The sequence below is a fragment of the Methylobacterium sp. 22177 genome, from assembly GCF_052045615.1.
Lineage (GTDB): Bacteria > Pseudomonadota > Alphaproteobacteria > Rhizobiales > Beijerinckiaceae > Methylobacterium > Methylobacterium radiotolerans.
On record NZ_JBQEPK010000053.1, the window covers coordinates 14,403 to 31,480 of the forward strand.

At 74.2% G+C, this 17,078-nt stretch carries 16 protein-coding genes; 7 read left to right on the forward strand and 9 right to left on the reverse strand.

From position 1 onward, the window contains the following. Nucleotide 1: 1 nt before the first annotated feature. The 6 genes from ACTJK8_RS28285 to ACTJK8_RS28310 form a co-directional block, all read right to left on the reverse strand. The gene (locus ACTJK8_RS28285) at nt 2–1,375 is read right to left on the reverse strand and encodes an LLM class flavin-dependent oxidoreductase (RefSeq protein WP_063111824.1); all 1,374 of its coding nucleotides are present in this window, start codon (nt 1,373–1,375) and stop codon (nt 2–4) included. Beyond that, a complete protein-coding gene (locus tag ACTJK8_RS28290) occupies nt 1,375–2,613 on the reverse strand; it encodes an SfnB family sulfur acquisition oxidoreductase (RefSeq protein ID WP_440762889.1) in 1,239 nt (412 codons plus the stop codon). Before ACTJK8_RS28290 ends, ACTJK8_RS28285 begins: the two co-directional genes overlap by 1 nt. A 10-nt stretch (nt 2,614–2,623) precedes the next feature. Next, complete coding sequence (locus ACTJK8_RS28295) at nt 2,624–3,892, reverse strand: SfnB family sulfur acquisition oxidoreductase (protein ID WP_029361047.1); 1,269 nt, start codon at nt 3,890–3,892, stop codon at nt 2,624–2,626. 100 nt (nt 3,893–3,992) lie between these two features. Further along, nucleotides 3,993–4,646 (reverse strand): methionine ABC transporter permease, encoded by a 654-nt coding sequence (locus ACTJK8_RS28300; RefSeq protein WP_012321147.1) that lies wholly within the window; start codon nt 4,644–4,646, stop codon nt 3,993–3,995. A gap of 66 nt (nt 4,647–4,712) precedes the next feature. Further along, complete coding sequence (locus tag ACTJK8_RS28305; protein ID WP_440762891.1) at nt 4,713–5,867, reverse strand: methionine ABC transporter ATP-binding protein; 1,155 nt, start codon at nt 5,865–5,867, stop codon at nt 4,713–4,715. Next, complete coding sequence (locus ACTJK8_RS28310; RefSeq protein ID WP_012321145.1) at nt 5,867–6,667, reverse strand: MetQ/NlpA family ABC transporter substrate-binding protein; 801 nt, start codon at nt 6,665–6,667, stop codon at nt 5,867–5,869. The genes ACTJK8_RS28305 and ACTJK8_RS28310 overlap by 1 nt, the downstream gene beginning before the upstream one ends. A gap of 561 nt (nt 6,668–7,228) precedes the next feature. Here ACTJK8_RS28310 and ACTJK8_RS28315 point away from each other — a divergent pair. The 7 genes from ACTJK8_RS28315 (at nt 7,229) to ACTJK8_RS28345 (ending at nt 14,447) form a co-directional block, all read left to right on the forward strand. Continuing rightward, nucleotides 7,229–7,444: a hypothetical protein gene (locus ACTJK8_RS28315; protein WP_071000737.1), complete on the forward strand. Its 216-nt coding sequence runs from the start codon at nt 7,229–7,231 to the stop codon at nt 7,442–7,444. A gap of 279 nt (nt 7,445–7,723) precedes the next feature. Continuing rightward, on the forward strand, nt 7,724–8,947 hold the full coding sequence (locus tag ACTJK8_RS28320) for a metallophosphoesterase family protein (RefSeq protein ID WP_440762890.1): 1,224 nt from the start codon (nt 7,724–7,726) through the stop codon (nt 8,945–8,947). Between the two features lie 67 nt (nt 8,948–9,014). Continuing rightward, nucleotides 9,015–10,283: an arsenic transporter gene (locus tag ACTJK8_RS28325; protein ID WP_024828904.1), complete on the forward strand. Its 1,269-nt coding sequence runs from the start codon at nt 9,015–9,017 to the stop codon at nt 10,281–10,283. Between the two features lie 34 nt (nt 10,284–10,317). After that, on the forward strand, nt 10,318–11,277 hold the full coding sequence (locus ACTJK8_RS28330) for a DMT family transporter (RefSeq protein ID WP_127992307.1): 960 nt from the start codon (nt 10,318–10,320) through the stop codon (nt 11,275–11,277). A 12-nt stretch (nt 11,278–11,289) separates the two neighbouring features. Then, nucleotides 11,290–12,687: a TAXI family TRAP transporter solute-binding subunit gene (locus ACTJK8_RS28335; RefSeq protein ID WP_012321140.1), complete on the forward strand. Its 1,398-nt coding sequence runs from the start codon at nt 11,290–11,292 to the stop codon at nt 12,685–12,687. Nucleotide 12,688: 1 nt separating this feature from the next. Further along, nucleotides 12,689–14,095, forward strand: a complete 1,407-nt coding sequence (locus tag ACTJK8_RS28340) for an adenylate/guanylate cyclase domain-containing protein (RefSeq protein WP_012321139.1) — start codon at nt 12,689–12,691, stop codon at nt 14,093–14,095. Between the two features lie 112 nt (nt 14,096–14,207). Further along, nucleotides 14,208–14,447 carry a hypothetical protein gene (locus ACTJK8_RS28345; protein ID WP_012321138.1) on the forward strand — a complete coding sequence of 80 codons (240 nt, stop codon included), beginning with the start codon at nt 14,208–14,210 and terminating at the stop codon, nt 14,445–14,447. 42 nt (nt 14,448–14,489) lie between these two features. Here the strand turns inward: ACTJK8_RS28345 and sorB are convergent, their stop codons facing one another. The 3 genes from sorB to ACTJK8_RS28360 all read right to left on the reverse strand — a co-directional run bounded on the left by sorB (nt 14,490) and on the right by ACTJK8_RS28360 (nt 17,076). Continuing rightward, complete coding sequence (sorB, locus tag ACTJK8_RS28350; RefSeq protein ID WP_012321137.1) at nt 14,490–14,807, reverse strand: SorB family sulfite dehydrogenase c-type cytochrome subunit; 318 nt, start codon at nt 14,805–14,807, stop codon at nt 14,490–14,492. A 23-nt stretch (nt 14,808–14,830) separates the two neighbouring features. Further along, entirely contained in the window at nt 14,831–16,039 is a 1,209-nt protein-coding gene (gene sorA / locus ACTJK8_RS28355; RefSeq protein ID WP_012321136.1) for a SorA family sulfite dehydrogenase catalytic subunit, read from the reverse strand. Between the two features lie 98 nt (nt 16,040–16,137). Next, nucleotides 16,138–17,076 (reverse strand): NAD(P)-dependent oxidoreductase, encoded by a 939-nt coding sequence (locus tag ACTJK8_RS28360; RefSeq protein ID WP_440762542.1) that lies wholly within the window; start codon nt 17,074–17,076, stop codon nt 16,138–16,140. Nucleotides 17,077–17,078: the final 2 nt, after the last annotated feature.

Consider the following 17,078-nt stretch of genomic DNA (forward strand, 5'->3'; position numbering starts at 1 on the left):
ATCAGGGCCGCTGAGGCGCGCCGCGGTAGGCCTCGGCCGGGTGGCGGGCGGGCAGCCGGTCCCCCTGGCCGAACAGCTTCGCCCGCAGCGAGCCCTCGGCGTAGGCGGTCTTGTAGAGGCCGCGATCCTGCAGCTCCGGGATCACGAGGTCGATGAAGTCGGAGAAGCTCTCCGGCACGACGATCCGGCTGAGGTTGAAGCCGTCGACCTCGCCCTCCGTGATCCAGGCCTGGAGTTCGTCGGCGATCGTCACCGCGTCGCCGGTGAGCACCGCGTAGCGGCTGCCGAGCTGCAGCTCGGCCAGGAGGTCGCGCTTCGTCAGCCCGCGGCTGGCCGCCGCCGCGGTGGCCGACTGGATGGCGTTGCCCGGCGCGTAGGGGATCGGCTCGTCGAGGCCGTAGCGGGCGAAGTCGATCCCCGTGGAGGCGGAGAAATGCGCGAGCCCCGCCTCCGGGCTCGCGTAGGACAGGTACTCGTCCCGCTTGGCCTCGGCCTCCGCGCGCGTCCGTCCGGGGATGATCGCGAGGCCGACGAACACCTTCACGTCGTCGGGATTCCGGCCCGCCGCGACCGCCTCGGCCCGGATGGCGCGGACGGATTCGCGGGCGGTGGCCGGGTCGCGGGCCGAGATGAACACGCACTCGGCGTGGCGGCCCGCGAAGGCGCGGCCGCGGCCCGAGGCGCCGGCCTGGTAGAGGACCGGCGTCCGCTGGGGCGACGGCTCCGACAGGTGGTAGCCCTCGACCGCGAAGAACGCGCCCCGGTGGGTGACCTTGCGGATATGGGCGGGATCGCTGAACACCCGGGCCGCCCGGTCGCGGCGCACGGCCGCATCGTCCCAGCTGCCCTCCCAGAGCCGGTAGAGCACCTCCAGGTACTCGTCGGCGTAGTCGTAGCGCCGGTCGTGCGCCGGCAACGTGCCGCCGCTCTGGGCGCGGTGGGCGCTGTCGAGGTAGCCGGTGACGACGTTCCAGCCGATCCGGCCGCCCGTCAGGTGATCGAGGGTCGAGAGGCGCCGGGCGAAGGTGTAGGGCGCCTCCTGGTGGACGTTGATCGTCACGCCGAAGCCGAGATGCTCGGTCACCGCCGCCATGGCGGAGATCATCACGGTCGGGTCGTTGACCGGGAGCTGCACGGCCTCCCGGGCGGTGACGTCGATGCCGCCGCCGTAGACGTCGTAGACGCCGATGATGTCGGCGATGAACAGGCCGTCGAACAGGCCGCGCTCCAGGAGCTTCGCCTGCTCGGTCCAGTAGGACAGCGTGTTGTACTCGGCCGAGCGGTCGCGCGGGTGGGTCCAGAGCCCGTGGTTGATGTGGCCCGCGCAGGTCATGGTGAAGGCGTTCAGCAGGATCTGCTTCGTCGCGGCGGCCATCAGAGCGCTCCGTGCCGGGGCGGCTGCCGGCCGTCGAGGTGGTAGGCGCCGATCCAGTGGTACTTCCACCGCACCGGATCGTGCAGGGTGTGGGTGCGGACGTTGCGCCAGTAGCGGTCGAGCGCCTCGGCCCGGTCGGTGGCGGAGGTGCCGCCGAGCTCGACGAGCTTGTTGGCCGCGAGCAGGCCGGCCCGGTGGCTCGCGGCCCGGGCCTCCGCCACCGCCACGGAGGCGGCCGCGACGCTGTCGGCGTCGGGGGCGGCCTGGGCGGCGTCCACGTAGCGGCCGGCGCGCGCCAGCAGGGCGTCGGCCGCCGCGAGGCGCACCTGGACGTCGCCCAGCGCGTGGAGGGTCAGCGGATCCTCGCTGGCCCGGGCGACGCCGGCATCGATCCACGGCCGGGCGCGGTCCCGCACGAGGGGCAGGGTCGCCGCGAAGGCGCCCGCGCCGATGCCGAGATCGATCCCGGCGTGCAGGATCTGCGCGAAGGGGCCGATCGCGGTCGGCCGCTCCAGCGAGGCCTGGAACGGCACCACCCAGTCGGGCTCCACGGCGACGCGCTCGAACAGGACCGAGCCCGAGCCGGTGAGCCGCTGCCCGAACCCGTCCCAGTCGTCGACCAGGGTCACGCCGGGCGCGTCCCGGGGGACGAAGACGAGGTAGGCGACCGCCCGCCCCTCCTCCTCGGCGCTGGCCAGGGTGGGGATGCGGTGGGCGTAGAGCGAGCCGGTGCAGTAGTATTTGCGGCCCTCGACATACCAGCCGGCCGGGTCGCGCACGAGCCGGGTGCGGCGGGTGTGGTCGCGCGCGCCGATCTCGGCCAGCGCGTTGCCGAAGCGCTCGCCCGCCAGGACGCGGCCGTAGAGGGCGCGCTTCTGGGCCTCGGTGCCGCCGTTGCGGAGCACCTCCAGGGCGTAGAAGTGGTTCTGCGGGATCTGGCCGAGGGAGCCGTCCGCCGCGGCGATCCGGGCGATCACCTGGGCGACCGTGGCGCTGTCGAGGCCGGGGCCGCCGTACTCCCTCGGCACCGTGATCGCCCAGAGGCCGGATTCGGCGAAGCGCGCGATCTCGGCGACCGGCAGGCGGCGCTCCAGGTCGCGCGCGGCGGCGGCCTCGGCGAAGTCCTCCGCCAGCCGGTCGGCGACGGCGAGCGCCGCGGCGGCGTCCGGAAGGACCGGCACCGGGCGCGGCGGCGCGGGTGCCTGCGTGAAGGCGGTCTCGTGGGGCTGGAGCGGCATCGCCCGGTCCTCAGTTCCACTGGTGCCGGGCGGGCAGCACGCCGTTCAGGGCGTGGTTGCCGAGGAGGTGGTACTTCCACCGGACCGGGTCGTGCAGGGTGTGGACCCGGGCGTCACGCCAGTACCGGCCGAGATTGTACCCGTCGCGGGTCGCCGAGGCGCCGGCGAGCTCGAGCAGCCGCTCGGAGGCCTCCAGGGCCGCCTCGGTGGTCAGGATCTTGGCCTGCGCCACCGCCACCGAGGCCTCGGCCGCGCTCTGGGCGGTGACGGGGGCCGCGGCGATCCGGTCGAGCGCCCTCCCGGCCCGCGCCAGGACCTCCTCGGCGGCGTGCAGGTCGACCGTGAGCCGCCCGATCTCGCCGAGGATGTGGGGATCCTCCGCGACGGTCTCGGCGGTGAAGGGATAGGGCCGGGTCCGGGTGCGCAGGAAGTCGAGGGCGGCGGCGGCCGCGCCCCGGGCGAGCCCGGCGTCGATCGCCGCGTGGATCAGCTGCGAGACCGGCCCGAACAGGCCCGGGCGCCCGGCCAGGGGCGCGAGGTCGATCGTCAGATCCGCCTCGACCGGGGCCTGCGCGAAGATCACGGTGCCGCTCGCCGTGGTGCGCTGGCCGAAGCCCTGCCAGTCGTCCGCCACCCGCACGCCGGGGGCGTCCCGGCGCACGAAGACCAGGAGCGGCCCCCCGTCGGGGCCGACCGCCCGGGTCGGGATCCAGTGGGCGAAGAGCGCGCCCGTGGAGTAGAAGCGCGTGCCGCTGAGCCGCGGGCCCTCCGGCCCGGCGGTCAGCCGCGTGTCCACGTTGGTGATGGCCTTGCCGTTGCGGGCGGGGCCGGCATTGCCGATCCGGTGGCCGGCGAGCACGTCGCGGTAGATCCGCGCCTGCTGGGCGGGGCTGGCGGCGGCCGCGACCAGCGCCAGGACGCCGAACTGGTTCTGGGGGATCTGCGCCGCCGAGCCGTCGGCGGCGGCGAGGATCGCGAAGACCTCCGCGAGCGTCGCGTGCGAGACCCCGGCGCCGCCGTGGGCGCGCGGCACCGTGATGCCGCCGAGCCCGCTCTCCGTGAAGGCCGCGATCTCCGCCCAGGGCAGGCGCCGGTCCCGGTCGCGCTCGGCCGCGCCCGCCGCGAAGACCCGGGCCACGGCCCGCGCGGCCGCGAGCGCCTCGGCGTCCGAGCGGATCCGGTGCGGCGGCGACGGCGGCGGGGGCAGCGGTGGGGGCAGCGGCGGGGTCAGCGGCTCGGCCGCCCCGTCGGCGGCGGATTCGTCCACGTTCAGGCTCATGTGTGCAGGCTCACGGGTTCAGCCTCACGGATTCGGCCTCAGGGATGCGGCCTCACGGTCGGACCGCCGCGAGCCGGGCGCGGGCCGGGGCGCGGGGCCGTCAGCGGGCCCGGAGCCGCCGCACCGCGGTGTCGCCCGCGAACTGGACCACGCACACGAGGGCGATCAGGATCGCGATCACCACCACCATCACGGTGGTGTCGAAGCGCTGGTAGCCGTACCGGATCGCGACGTCCCCGAGGCCGCCCGCGCCCACCGCGCCGGCCATCGCGGAGGCGCCGATCATCGCCACCACCGTGATGGTGAAGCCGGCCACGATGCCCGGCAGCGCCTCGGGCAGGAGCACGTGGGCGAGGATGTGCCGGCGCCGGCAGCCGATGGACTGGGCGGCCTCGATCAGGCCGGCATCCACCTCCCGCAGCGACACCTCGGCGATCCGGGCGAAGAACGGGGTCGCGCTCACCGAGAGCGGCACGATCGCCGCCCAGACGCCGATCGTGGTGCCGGCCACCAGCCGGGTGAACGGGATCAGCGCCACCAGCAGCACGATGAAGGGCACGGCCCGGAAGCCGTTGACCACGGTCCCGACCACCCGGTTGGCCACCGGCGCCGGGAAGATGCCGCCGGGCCCGGAGGTGACGAGGAACAGCGCCAGGGGAATACCGGCGAGCACGGCGATCCCGGCCGAGACCCCGACCATGAGCGCGGTGTCGAGGAAGGCCTGCCAGAGGCGCTCGATCATCTGCGGTGACATGGCGGGTCTCCGGGTTCGGGGTGCGGGGCGGTCGGGGTATCGGGTGGAGAGCGGTGCCGCATCGCCTCACCCCACCGCCGCGTCGGCGGGGACGTAGCCGACCCGCTCCACGTCGTCGCCGAGCGCCCGCAGCCGCGCCTCCGCGCCCGGATCCTCGGCCGGGGCGGCCACCAGCATCCGGCCGACCGCGTGGCCCTGGATCCGCTCGATGCCCGCCTGGAGCAGCCGCACCGGCGCCCCGGCCCCCGCGAGGCCCGCGAGGTCGAGCGCGGCCCGGCCCGAGCAGGTGATCCGCAGGATCGCCCAGCCGCCCGGCGCGGGCAGCGGCTGCAGCCGGGCCGCCAGATCCGGCGGCAGGCCGCGGGTCAGGGGTTCGAGCAGCGCCCGCGTGGTCGGGTGCTCGGGCGCCCCGAAGACGCGCCAGACCGGCCCGGTCTCGACGACCCGGCCGCCCTCCAGCACCACCACGTCGCTGCAGATCTCGCGGATCACGCTCATCTCGTGGGTGATCAGGATGATGGTGATCCCGAGCCGCCGGTTGATGTCGCGCAGCAGGTCGAGGATCGCCAGCGTCGTCTCCGGGTCGAGGGCGGAGGTCGCCTCGTCGCAGAGCAGGATCTCCGGATCGCTCACGAGCGCCCGGGCGATGCCGACCCGCTGCTTCTGGCCGCCGGAGAGCCGCGACGGGTAGGTGTCGGCCTTGTCCTCCAGGCCGACGAGGCGCAGGGCCTCCGCGACCCGCGGGCCGATCGCGCGCCGGGGGACCCCCGCGACCGTCAGCGGCAGCGCCACGTTCTGCCGGACGGTCTTGGCCGCCAGCAGGTTGAAGTGCTGGAAGATCATGCCGATGCGCCGGCGCAGGGCCACGAGCCCGTCGGTGTCGAGGGCGTCGATCGGGGCGCCGTCGACCAGGACCCGGCCCGAGGTCGGCGCCTCCAGCCGGTTGACCGTGCGCAGGAGGCTCGACTTGCCCGCCCCCGAGCGGCCGATGATGCCGAAGATCGCGCCGGCGGGGATCGCGAGGTCCACCCGGTCGAGCGCCGGCACCGGCCCGGCGGCGGAGCGGTAGGTCTTCGAGACGGACTCGAACCGCACCGTCCCGGCCTCCCGGCCGGGCGCGGCGGCAGGGGCCCGGGCGGCGGTCGCCGCGCCCGGGCCTACCCGTCCGGCCGCGGCCGGCGTGCCCGGATCGCGCAGGCTGTCGAAGATCAGGCCGACCATCAGTTCTGCCACGCCAGCAGGTAGAGCTTGTCGCTGTTGGCGAAGGACTTGCGGATCTGCTGCTTCACGGCCTCCGAGTTCTGGAAGAGCGTCACGAATTTCCGGATCACGGGGTCCTCCTTGCGGGCGGCCTTGGTGACGAAGCTCACGGCGAAGCGCCGGTCCTCGATACCGGAATAGATCAATCCGCTGGTCGGGTCGAAACTGCCGGCCGCCACGATGAAGTGCGGGTAGCCGAGGGCGAGGTCGACGTCGCCGGTGATCCGCGCCAGCTGCGGCCCCTCGACCTCGGTGAAGCGCAGTGTCTTCGGGTTCTCGACGACGTCGTCGAGGGTGCCGAGGAAGCCGACACCGTCCTTCAGCTTGATCAGCCCGGCCTTCTGGAGGAGCAGCAGGCCGCGGCCCTGGTTCACCGGGTCGTTGGCGATCGCCACCGTGCCGCCCACCGGGATCTGGTCGAAGCCCTTATGCTTCAGGGAGTACAGGCCGATATTGGACAGGATCCCGAGCCCGACGATGTCGAACGCGTAGCCCTTCTGCTTGGCGGCATTCTCCATGAAGGGGCGGTGCTGGAAGAAGTTCACGTCGATGTCGCCGGCATCGAGGGCGACGTTGGGCGTCGTCCAGTCGCTGAACTCGACCACCTTCACGTCGAGGCCCTCGGCCTTGGCCTCCCGGGCCGCCACCGTCACGGCGTCGCCGTAGGCGCCGGGCACGACGCCGATCCTGAGGGTCTCCGCCCCGGCCGGCAGGGCGCCGAGGCTGAGCGCCGCGACGGCGAGGAGACGCAGGAACTTCATCGGGCGGGACTCTGGCGGGAATGGGCGGGGGCAAGTCCGGCGGTCGGGCCGTGACGGATCGCTCCGCATCCGAAGGCAAGATCCGGAAGCATGCGGGAACTATCCATCAGGTCGACAGGCGCCGTCTCACGCGGAGGATCGTCTCGCGTCAGGTTTAGATCAGCCCGACCCGCCCCGAAATTCCAAAGATCTTCGCTCGACGACACGAACGATCTCCCGATTCCCCCGAACCGGAGATGCGAATGCTGCGCGCTCCGCGAGGCGCCGTTCCGGCCCCGTCGCGCGGGGCGTCCGGTCGCGGGGACGCGGCGCCCGGCCGGGTCTCGGGCGGGCGAGCGGGCGGCCGAATACAGGTCGGTCCCGCACGCGGGGCGCCGGAACACGCCTTGTCGGACCGGGTTGAACCTGCGATTATCCAGTCATCGCAACGGCTTAGTGAAGATCATGCTCTTCCGCGAGCACTCCGCGAACGAAACCTTCTCCGACAGCCGCGATCCCGGGGATGAGCCTTCCCGGATCGGGGAGATACCCCGCGGCCCGGTCCCCGCGGCTCGGTCCGGCATGGCCGACCCGGCCGACCCGGCCGTCGCGCCGGGCGACGAGGTGGTCTTCGACCGGCTCGACCTCGCCGAGATCCTCGGGATCTGGCGCCATGCCCGCGGCCGGGTCGTGGGGCTCCACCGCCCCTGGGGCGCGGCCGCCACCGTGGACGTGAAGTTCGAGGGGCACGAGACCCTGGAACGCTACCTGCCGGACCTGTTCCGGCGCGCGCACTGAGCGGCGGGTTCACCGGCTGACAGCGCCGGGCACTGTCGGCTGAGACGACATCGAGTGTCTGCTTTCACGACACTTCCGATCGACCGGCCGCGGATCGGGCCGGCGCTCACGAAAATGTAGGGTCCCGCCGGCGCGCGCCCGCCCCCGGGGCTGGAACCCCGCCGTCTCCGAAACGTCGGGCCGGTCGCGAGCGCCGCGGCCGATTCCCGGCCGGGGTGGACGAGCCTGTCCGGGGGGCACGATGGCTCAGGGCAATCATAGACCGCGCGCGGGCGCGCCATGACGGCGAGCCACGGCGTGTTCGCCTTCGCGCATATCGGCGACCTCCACCTGGAGCGGGCCTCCGATCCCCACGCTGCCGACCTGCGGGCGATGCTCGCGGAGGTGGCGGGGCTGCACGGCCGCGGCCTCGTCGACTTCGCCTACCTGCCCGGCGACCTCGCCGAGGACGGCCGGGCGGAGCAGTACGCGGTCCTGCGCGAGGCCCTGGACCGGCACCCGGACCTGCCGGTGCGCCTGATCGCCGGCGACCACGACCGCCAGCACGGCACGATGGCGGATTTCGACGCCCTGTTCGCCGCGGTGGCGGGCAGCCCGCGCGGCGGCGGCCACGCGGCGCGGCGCCACGACCTGCCGCGCCCGCGCGACCCGGCCCCCGTGACGCACTACTACTTCGCCGAGACCTGGGCGGGCGTGCGCTGCCTGTTCCTCGACATGGTCAGCCCCGGCTACGGCCAGAAGGGCTTCGGCCTCGACTTCCGCCTCGGCCCCTGCCAGCTCGCGTGGCTCGGCGAGGAGCTGGCCCGGGCCGGGCGGGAGGGCCTGCCCTGCGCGGTCTTCGCCCACACCTACCCGGACGATCTCCGCGTGCCCGACGAGCGGGCGGCGCTCGCCGGCCTGATCCGCCATCACGGCGTGCGCCTCGTCGAGATGGGCCACACCCACTACAACGAGCTCGCCCCGGACGGGCGCACCCTCTACGCCGCGGCCCGCTCGGTCGGCCAGAACGAGGACGGCTCGGTCGGCTACGCGGTCGCGGCGATCGACGGTCCGGTGACGAGCTGGCGGTTCAAGCCCCTCGACCGGGCGCTGCCCTTCGTGATGATCACGAGCCCCGCCGACCGGCGCCTCGCCACGGCGCCCCTCGACGCCGCCGACGGCGCGATCTCGGTGCGCGCGCTCGTGCTGTCGGACCGGCCGCGGGCCGCGTGGCGCTGCGCCCTGCGCGTCGACGACGGGCCGCCCCACGCGATGGCGCCCGACGGGCCCCGCACCGTCCATGCAAGGATCCCCTGGCGGGAGGGCGCGCGCCGGCTCGCCGTCACGGTCACGGACGGCACGGGGCACACCGACACCGAGGTGATCGAGCCGGTGGGCCGCAGCTTCGTCCCGCCGCCGGCCCCCGACCGCCCCGGCAGCGACGCGTCCCGGCTGCCCGCCTGGCCGCAGAAGGGGCTCCGGGGCGACCAGCTCGGGCCGAACCGCAACGGCCGGGACTGGTAGCCGGTCCCGACCGAATCGCGGCACACCGCACCGCACGATCCACCCCACCAGAGGACCACCGCAACCGATGGGCGCGCTGACGCTGACCCCCAACATCGCGACCTGGACGATCGCCGCCCTCGCGACCCTCGGCGTCATCCTGCGGCCGTTCTCGTGGCCGGAGGCGATCTGGGCCGTGCTCGGCGCGGGCGCCCTCGTGGCCCTCGGGCTGCTCGCCCCGGCCACCGCCTGGGACGGCGTCCTGAAGGGGACCGACGTCTACCTGTTCCTCGTCGGCATGATGCTGATGTCGGAGGTCGCCCGGAAGGAGGGCCTGTTCGACTGGCTCGCGTCGATCGCCGTGCGCGCCGCCAGGGGCTCGGCGACCCGGCTGTTCACCCTCGTGTACCTCGTCGGCACCGTCGTCACGGTGTTCCTGTCGAACGACGCCTGCGCGGTGGTGCTGACGCCGGCCGTCTACGCGGCCACCAAGGCCGCCAAGGTGGAGAACCCCCTCCCCTACCTGTTCATCTGCGCCTTCATCGCCAACGCGGCGAGCTTCGTGCTGCCGATCTCGAACCCGGCCAACCTCGTGGTCTTCGCCGAGCACATGCCGCCGCTGGTGCGCTGGCTCGGCCTGTTCGCCCTGCCCTCGCTGCTGGCCATCGCGACGACCTACGCGGTGCTGCGGCTGACCCAGGCGAAGACCCTGCGCGGGCAGCAGGTCGCCACCGACGTCGAGGCCGTGGCGCTGTCCCGCACCGGCCTCGTGGCGGGGATCGGCATCGTGGCGACCGGCGGCGTGCTGATCGCCGCCTCGGCGCTCGGCCTCGACCTCGGCCTGCCGACCTTCGTGGCCGGCCTCGCCACCACGGTCGTCGTGCTGCTGCTCAAGCGCGGCGGCCTCGTCGAGGTGGCCAAGGACGTGTCGTGGAGCGTGCTGCCGCTGGTGGCCGGGCTGTTCGTCCTGGTGGAGGCGCTGGAGAAGACCGGCGTGCTCGCCATGCTGGCGGACCTGCTCAAGGGCTACGCCCACGCCGCCCCGGAGGCCACCGCCTGGGGGGCGGGCGGCCTGGTCGCGGTGCTGTGCAACCTCGTCAACAACCTGCCGGCCGGGCTGATCGCGGGCGCCGCCGTGCAGACCGCCCACGTGCCCGAGAAGGTCGCGGGCGCGATCCTGATCGGCGTCGACCTCGGGCCGAACCTGTCGGTGACGGGCTCGCTCGCCACGATCCTCTGGCTCACCGCCATCCGCCGCGAGGGCCAGGATGTCGGCGCCTGGACCTTCCTCAAGCTCGGCCTGCTGGTGATGCCGCCGGCCCTCGCGCTGGCGCTCGCCGGCCTGCTCCTCGTCTGACCCTCCCTCCCCGCCAACCCGAAGGTCCGCGCGCGTGACGGCTGCCCTCCTCTATCCCTTCATCCTGGTGGCGGGCGCGCTGCAGGCGATCGGCAACGCCATGAACGCGCAGCTGCGCGGCCGCATGGTCAATCCGTGGCTCGCCGCGACGGTGTCGTTCCTGCCGATCGTCTTCGTGTTCACGACCCTGTTCCTCACCATGCCGACGCCGCTGCCGAGCCTCGACTCCTTGAGCAAGATGCCCTGGTACGCGCCGCTCGGCGGCCTGGCCGGCGCGGTCGCGGTGTTCGGCGGGCTCGCCTTCATCGACAAGGTCGGCGCCGGGCCGTTCAACGGCCTGACGCTCACCGCCAACATCCTCACCTCCCTGGCCATGGACGCGCTCGGCCTGTTCGGCCTGCAGGCCGCGGGTTTCAAGCCGATGCCCTGGCTCGGCGGCCTGCTGATGGCGGTGGGCGTGACCTTCATCGCGCGCTCGGGCGGCAAGAGCGACGGCGGCGAGGGGCAGGGTGAGGGGCACGGCGAGGGGCACGGCGAGGGGCACGGGATGTCGGGCAAGCTGCTCTACCCGTTCATCCTCGTGGCCGGCGCCCTGATGGCGATCGGCGTGGTCTGGAACGCGCAGCTCCGCGGCGCCCTGGAGAACCCCTGGCTCGCCGCGACGGTCTCCTTCGTCCCGGTCGTGTTCGTGTTCGCGCTGATGTTCCTGCTGCGGCCGTCGCCGCTGCCGACCCGGGACGACGTCGCGGGCGTCCGCTGGTGGATGCCGCTGGCCGGCCTCACCGGGGCGGTGGCGGTCTTCGCCGGGCTGCTCTTCGTCGACAAGGTCGGGGCCGGCGCCTTCAACGGCCTGCTGATCACCGCGAACCTCCTGACCTCGGTGGCACTCGACCATTTCGGCTGGTTCGGCATGAAGCGGGTCAAGGCCGGGCCGCCGCGCCTGATCGGCGCCGCCCTGATGGTCGGCGGCATCGTGCTGATCTCGCTGTTCTGAGCGCCCGGGCCGATGGCGACCCTCCCCGCCTGGATCCTGCGCCGGGAGACCCTGCTCCTGGCCGGGGCCGCCCTCCTGGGCGCGGGCGGGGTCGCGGCCTGGGTCCTGCTCCAGGCAACGGTCCTGACCATCGCGGTCGCGCCGCGCGACGGCACCGAGCCCGGCCTGATCAAGGCCTACGCGGACGCGCTCGACGCCGCGCACGAGAAGGTCCGGCTGAGGATCCTGTCCTTCGACGACGTGCGCGAGAGCGCCGCCGCCCTGCAGGACGGGCGGGCCGACCTCGCGGTGGTCCGCCCCGACGTGCTGCTCCCGACCAACGGCCTGACCCTGGCGATCCTGCGCGACCAGGCGATGGTCATCGCCTCGCCCGAGCAGGCCGGGATCACCAGCTTCCCGAAGCTCGCCGGCAAGCGGCTCGGCATCGCGGCGCACCGGGACGCCGATCTCTGGCTGCTCCGGAATCTCCTCGGCTATTACGGGCTCACCCTGGAGGAGGCCGCCGGCCCGGCCCGGGACTCGGCGGTCCTGCTGGTCCCGGTCGACCAGGAGGCGGTGGCCGCCGCCTTCCGCGAGCGGCGGATCGACGCCTTCGTCAGCATCATCGCGCCCTCGGCACCCAAGGCGCTGGCCCTGGTCTCGGCCGTGCAGGGCGTCGCCCGCGGCGGCAAGGTGGCGTTCGTCGCCGTGGAGGATGACGGCGCCGTGATCGAGCGCTTCCCGCGGCTCCAGGCGGTCACGGTCCCGGGCGGCCTGTTCGGCGGCCGGCCGAAGCTGCCGGCCGACGACGTGAAGACGGTGGGCGCCTCGTACCGGCTGATGGCCCGCGCCTCCCTGAGCCGGGTCGTGGCAGCCGACGTGACCCAGCAGCTCTTCGAGAAGCGCACCGCCGCCGCGCAGGCGACGGACGCCGCCGAGTACGTCCAGGCCCCGGCCTACGACACGACCGTGGCGGCCACCAGCGCCCGGATCCCGATCCATCCGGGGGCGATCGACTACTACGAGCGCGACCAGCACGGCTTCATCGAGCGCTACGGCGACACGCTCTACCTCCTCGGCGCGCTGGCGGGCGGGCTCGTCTCGGTGCTGGCCTGGATCCGGCAGCGCCTCGCCGGCCTGCGCCGCGAGCGCATCGACGAGATCATGGACCGGCTCCTGGAGATCGCCGGGCAGGCCCGGGCGCTGCGCGACCCGGCGGCGATCGAGGCGCTCACCGTCGAGGTCGACGCGCTGGCCATGGACGTGGTGCGCTACGCCCGGGCGCGGGAGCCGGACACCCGGACCATGTCGGCGGCGTCCGTCGCCATCGACACGGCGCGGGCGACCATCGCGGATTGCCGGGCGCGGGCGGCCGGGGACGGGGGGCGGACCGGGCGCGCCGTCCGGCTGCACGGCGCGGGCGGGGCCTGACATGTCCGCTCCAGCCACCGCGCCCGCAGCGGACGGGAGCGAGGCCGCGACGCGTGCCTCCGTCCGGGCACGCGTCGCGGCGCGGGTGCAGCGGTCCCTGCGCTCGCGCACCGTGGCGTGGATGACGGTGGGCCTCGCCACGATCCTGGTGATGACCGCCATCGCGCTGGGCGCCTTCGTGTACCAGCAGCGCGGCGTCGACGCCGTGCGCCACACCGTGGCGGTGGACGGGCGCCTCGCCCGGGTGCTGTCGGCGGTGCAGGACGCCGAGACCGGCCAGCGCGGCTACCTGCTCACCGGCGACGCGGCCTTCCTGATGCCCTTCACCGAGGGGCGGGTGAACGTCGACCGGCAGCTCGACCTCCTGCGCGACCTCGTCCAGGACGATCCCGACCAGCGGGGCGAGCTCGACACCCTGGCCGGGCTGATCCGCCGGAAACTCGACGAGCTCGGCGCCAGCGTCGCCCTCATGCGCGCCGGCGACGGCGCCGCGGCCCGCGCCTCCGTGGCGGACGGGCGCGGCAAGCAGGTGATGGACGCGATCCGCGACCGCGTGCGCCGCATGGAGGCGCACGAGGCGGACCGGATGGAGCGGCGGCAGGCGACGGTGTCGCGGATCGCCCTGGCCATCTGGGTCATGGTCGGCGCCCTCGCCGTCCTGTTCGTGCTGTTCGCCGCCTCGGCCCTGCGGGAGGCGACCCGGCGCAACCGGCTGTCGCGGTTCCTGCCGCAGGAGCTGGTCCTGCGTCTCGCCGACGGCGACGGCAGCCTGAAGGCCGGCCGCCGCCAGCAGGCCGCCATCGTGTTCGTCGACATGCGCGGCTCGACCACCCTGGCCGAGAGCCTCGATCCGCACCGGCTCTCCGAGTTCCTGTCCGCCTTCCGGCGGCGGGTGACGCGCCTCGCCCGCCTGCGGGGCGGGGTGGTCGACAAGTTCATCGGCGACGGCGCCCTGGTGGTGTTCGGCCTGCCCGAGCCGCGGCCCGACGATGCCGCCCGCGCCCTCGCCTTCGCCCAGGACCTCGTCGCGGTGATCGCCCGCTGGACCGACAGGAGCGGGCCCGCGCGGACCGTGCGCATCGGCGTCGGGGTGCATTACGGCGAGGTGTTCTGCGGGATCATCGGCGAGGCGGCGCGCTACGAGTTCACCGTGCTGGGCGACGCCGTCAACGTCGCCGCCCGCCTCGAGCAGGCGACCAAGCTCCACGGCGTCCCGATCCTGGTCTCGGAGGCCGCGCGCCGCGCCGCCGGGGCGCCGGCCGAGGCGTGGCGCGAAGTCAGCCGCGAGCCCCTGCGGGGACGCCGGGAGCGCATGGCCTACCACACGCCCGCCGATCCCGGATCGGCCGGATCCGACCCCCATCGGGAAGAAGATATCGCGTCCTCGGCGGTCGAAGCGGCTCTCTGAGAAGAACCTGTCTGTCACTGAGACCGGATGGAGAACAAGCATCTCCACGCGCGGCGAAATTCGAAAGACGCCTCCATTGCGAACGGGCCGGCCGAGCGCGACATTCGTCACCATGCGCAGCGCCTCCGAAAACCAGTCGCCGGCCTTCGATCCGTTCGGCGAGCCCGTCGCCGACGGCGTCGCCCGCGCCTGCCCGGCCGCCACGGCCGGCGACCGCACGGCGCGGCGGGTCGGCGGTGCGGTGTTCTGGACCCTCGCCCTGGCGATCCTGGCCGGGCGCGTCTACGCCTACGATCTTCCGGCCGTGCAGGCCGTCGCCTCGCACGCGGCCCAGGCGCTCGCGCTGCGCTGACGCGGCGGGATCGGGCGTCCGTTCGAGCCGCCCGTCCGACCCTCAGTAGGTTCTGGCCAGATAGGCGGCGATCGCGCCGGCGTCGGCCTGCTCGATCGGGGCGTGGTAGGCCTTGATCATCTTGGCCACCTCGGCATCCCAGAAGGCTTTCCCGCGCCCGGGCGGCTGCGTGGCGATGTAGTCGACCGAGTGGCAGGTCTGGCAATTGGCCTGCGCCGCCTCGTAGCCCGCGGTCAGGCCCCCGTCCGTCGGGGGCCGCAGCTGCGCGGTCGGGTCCGGAAGCGTGTAGGTCCGCGGCGCCGCCCAGGCCGCGCCGGCCGTCAGACCCGCGATCACCGCGCCGAGCACGAGCGCCCGCATCCCGTTGGTCCTCCCGTTCGCACTCACGCCGCCCGCACCCGGGTGGTCTCGACGCCGTTGCGCATGTAGCCGGACGGGTTCCAGCGCGACGTCGTCGGCTGGGTGCTGCCGTCGTTGGCGGTGGCCCGCACCCGGATCGCGTGGGCGCCGGGCGTGAGCGCGGTCGCGAGCGACCAAGTCCGGAACGCGTAGGGGCCGAGATCCCCGCCCAGCGCGGCCCGAGTCCAGGTGGCGCCGTCGTCGGTCGAGACCGCGACCTCCCTGATGCCCGAGCCGCCGTCGAAGGCGATGCCGCGCAGGGCGACCGGACCGGCCTTCACCTGCGCGCCGTCGGTCAGGTTCGTCAGGAACGACCGGACATTGAGGCGCCCGATCGGCACCGTGGCGGCGGCCGCCTGACCGGGCTCGGTGCAGGCGCAGGCATTGTCGGGGATGCGGTAGGCGGTCTTCATGAAGAAGCCCTCGAAGGGCTTGTCCAGCACCGTGACCGTGTCGAGGTGCTTGACCCAGTAGGTCCCGTAATAGCCGGGCACGACGAGGCGGAGCGGGTAGCCGTTGAGCCATGGCAGATCCGCGCCGTTCATGCCCCAGGCGAGCAGCACCTGCCCGTCGCCGGCCTGGTCGAGGGTCAGCGCCTTGGCGAAGTCCGGCGTCTCCGGCAGGACCGGGCGGTCGAGCCCGTTGAAGGCGACCTGCACGGCCCCGGCCTTCACGCCGGCCCGATCCAGCACGGTCCTCAGCGGCACGCCGGTCCAGCGGGCGCAGCCCATGGCGCCGTTGGCGAGCTGGCCGCCGGCCATGCGCGGCTCGAAGAAGCCGCGGGAATTGCCCGAGCACTGGTTGACCGCGACGATCTCGGTCCCGCCGGGCAGCGCCTTCAGCTCCGCGAGGCTGAACGAGGCCGGCCGCTCGACGTGGCCGCCGACGTTCAGCCGGAACGCCTCGGGATCGATCTCCAGGGGGATGTCGGCGAGGTGGTAGCGGACGAAGAAGGCGTCGTTCGGCGTGATCGCGCCCGCGTCGAAGACCGCGAACGGCGTCTCCAGCTGGGGCGGCCGGGCGGTGGTCTGCAGCAGCGGCCGCTTGCCCGGATAGGCCACGAGCGGGCGCTCGCCGTTGCCGAAGGGCAGCTGCGCCGCCTCGTCGGCGCGGGCCGGCCGCAGGCCGCTTCCCGCCGCCAGGGCGCCGAGGGCGGCGCTCTTCAGGAAGGCCCGCCGTGCCGGATCGGTCATCCTCTGCTCCTTCCCGGCCCGCACCGGACGTCCCGGTCCCCGCGCGGCCGGCTCCCGTGGATAGCCCGCTCCGGCCGAAAGGCCCAGATCCCCCGCATTCAGCGCTCCGTGAGGTGGCGGCGGACGGCCGCGGCGGTTACGGCGGAGACGCGCACGTTCGATTCCCGGGTCACGCCGGCGATGTGGGGCGTCAGGATCAGGTTGGGCACGCCCGCGAACACGGCGCCGGCGGCCGGGTCGAGGGGCTCGCGCTCGAACACGTCCAGCGCCGCGCCGCCGAGATGGCCGGAGCGCAGCGCGGCGGCCACGGCCGCCTCGTCCACGATGCCGCCCCGGGCGGCGTTGATCAGGATCGCGCCCGTCGGCATCCGCGCCAGCGCCGCCGCGTCGATCAGGCCGCGGGTCGCGTCGGTGAGCGGCACGTGCAGCGAGAGCACGTCGCTGCCGGCGATCAGCGCGTCGAGGGCGGTCCGTTCCACCGGGCCCGAGGCCGGGGTCCAAGTCTGGGTCCAGGCCGGGTCGTCCGCGGCCACGAACGGGTCGTGGGCGGCGACCGCCATGCCGAGCGCCGCCGCCCGCCGGGCGGTCTCGCGGGCGATCGCGCCGAAGCCCACGAGGCCGAGGCGCTTGCCGGCGATCTCGCGGCCCATCAGGGCGTTGCGCGGCCACGCGCCGGCGGCGACGGCGGCGCTCGCCCCGTAGGCGCCGCGCAGGAGCAGCAGCGCGGAGGCGATGACGTACTCGGCGACCGCGCCGTCGTTGGCGCCGGTGGCCGGGTAGACCGCGATGCCGCGCGCCCGGCAGGCGGGGAGGTCGATGTTGTCGAGGCCGACGCCGAGGCGGCCGACGACCGTGAGGTCGCGGGCGGCGTCGAGCAGGGCGCCGCGGACCTGCGTCCGGTTGCGCACGATCAGGGCGTCGGCCCGGGCGGCGGCGGCGGCGAGGTCCTCCGGCCGGTCGACGAGGCCGGGATCGTACACCACGTCGAGGCCGGCGAGCTCGGCCGCGATCGCGGCCTCGTCCATGAACTCGCTGATGA

Bases quoted from the DNA above. Each gene is read 5' to 3' on its own strand.
- ACTJK8_RS28285 (WP_063111824.1), bottom strand. From the start codon at position 1,375: ATGGCCGCCGCGACGAAGCAGATCCTGCTGAACGCCTTCACCATGACC.
- ACTJK8_RS28290 (WP_440762889.1), bottom strand. From the start codon at position 2,613: ATGCCGCTCCAGCCCCACGAGACCGCCTTCACGCAGGCACCCGCGCCG.
- ACTJK8_RS28295 (WP_029361047.1), bottom strand. From the start codon at position 3,892: ATGAGCCTGAACGTGGACGAATCCGCCGCCGACGGGGCGGCCGAGCCG.
- ACTJK8_RS28300 (WP_012321147.1), bottom strand. From the start codon at position 4,646: ATGTCACCGCAGATGATCGAGCGCCTCTGGCAGGCCTTCCTCGACACC.
- ACTJK8_RS28305 (WP_440762891.1), bottom strand. From the start codon at position 5,867: ATGGTCGGCCTGATCTTCGACAGCCTGCGCGATCCGGGCACGCCGGCC.
- ACTJK8_RS28310 (WP_012321145.1), bottom strand. From the start codon at position 6,667: ATGAAGTTCCTGCGTCTCCTCGCCGTCGCGGCGCTCAGCCTCGGCGCC.
- ACTJK8_RS28315 (WP_071000737.1), top strand. From the start codon at position 7,229: ATGGCCGACCCGGCCGACCCGGCCGTCGCGCCGGGCGACGAGGTGGTC.
- ACTJK8_RS28320 (WP_440762890.1), top strand. From the start codon at position 7,724: ATGACGGCGAGCCACGGCGTGTTCGCCTTCGCGCATATCGGCGACCTC.
- ACTJK8_RS28325 (WP_024828904.1), top strand. From the start codon at position 9,015: ATGGGCGCGCTGACGCTGACCCCCAACATCGCGACCTGGACGATCGCC.
- ACTJK8_RS28335 (WP_012321140.1), top strand. From the start codon at position 11,290: ATGGCGACCCTCCCCGCCTGGATCCTGCGCCGGGAGACCCTGCTCCTG.
- ACTJK8_RS28340 (WP_012321139.1), top strand. From the start codon at position 12,689: ATGTCCGCTCCAGCCACCGCGCCCGCAGCGGACGGGAGCGAGGCCGCG.
- ACTJK8_RS28345 (WP_012321138.1), top strand. From the start codon at position 14,208: ATGCGCAGCGCCTCCGAAAACCAGTCGCCGGCCTTCGATCCGTTCGGC.
- sorB (WP_012321137.1), bottom strand. From the start codon at position 14,807: ATGCGGGCGCTCGTGCTCGGCGCGGTGATCGCGGGTCTGACGGCCGGC.
- sorA (WP_012321136.1), bottom strand. From the start codon at position 16,039: ATGACCGATCCGGCACGGCGGGCCTTCCTGAAGAGCGCCGCCCTCGGC.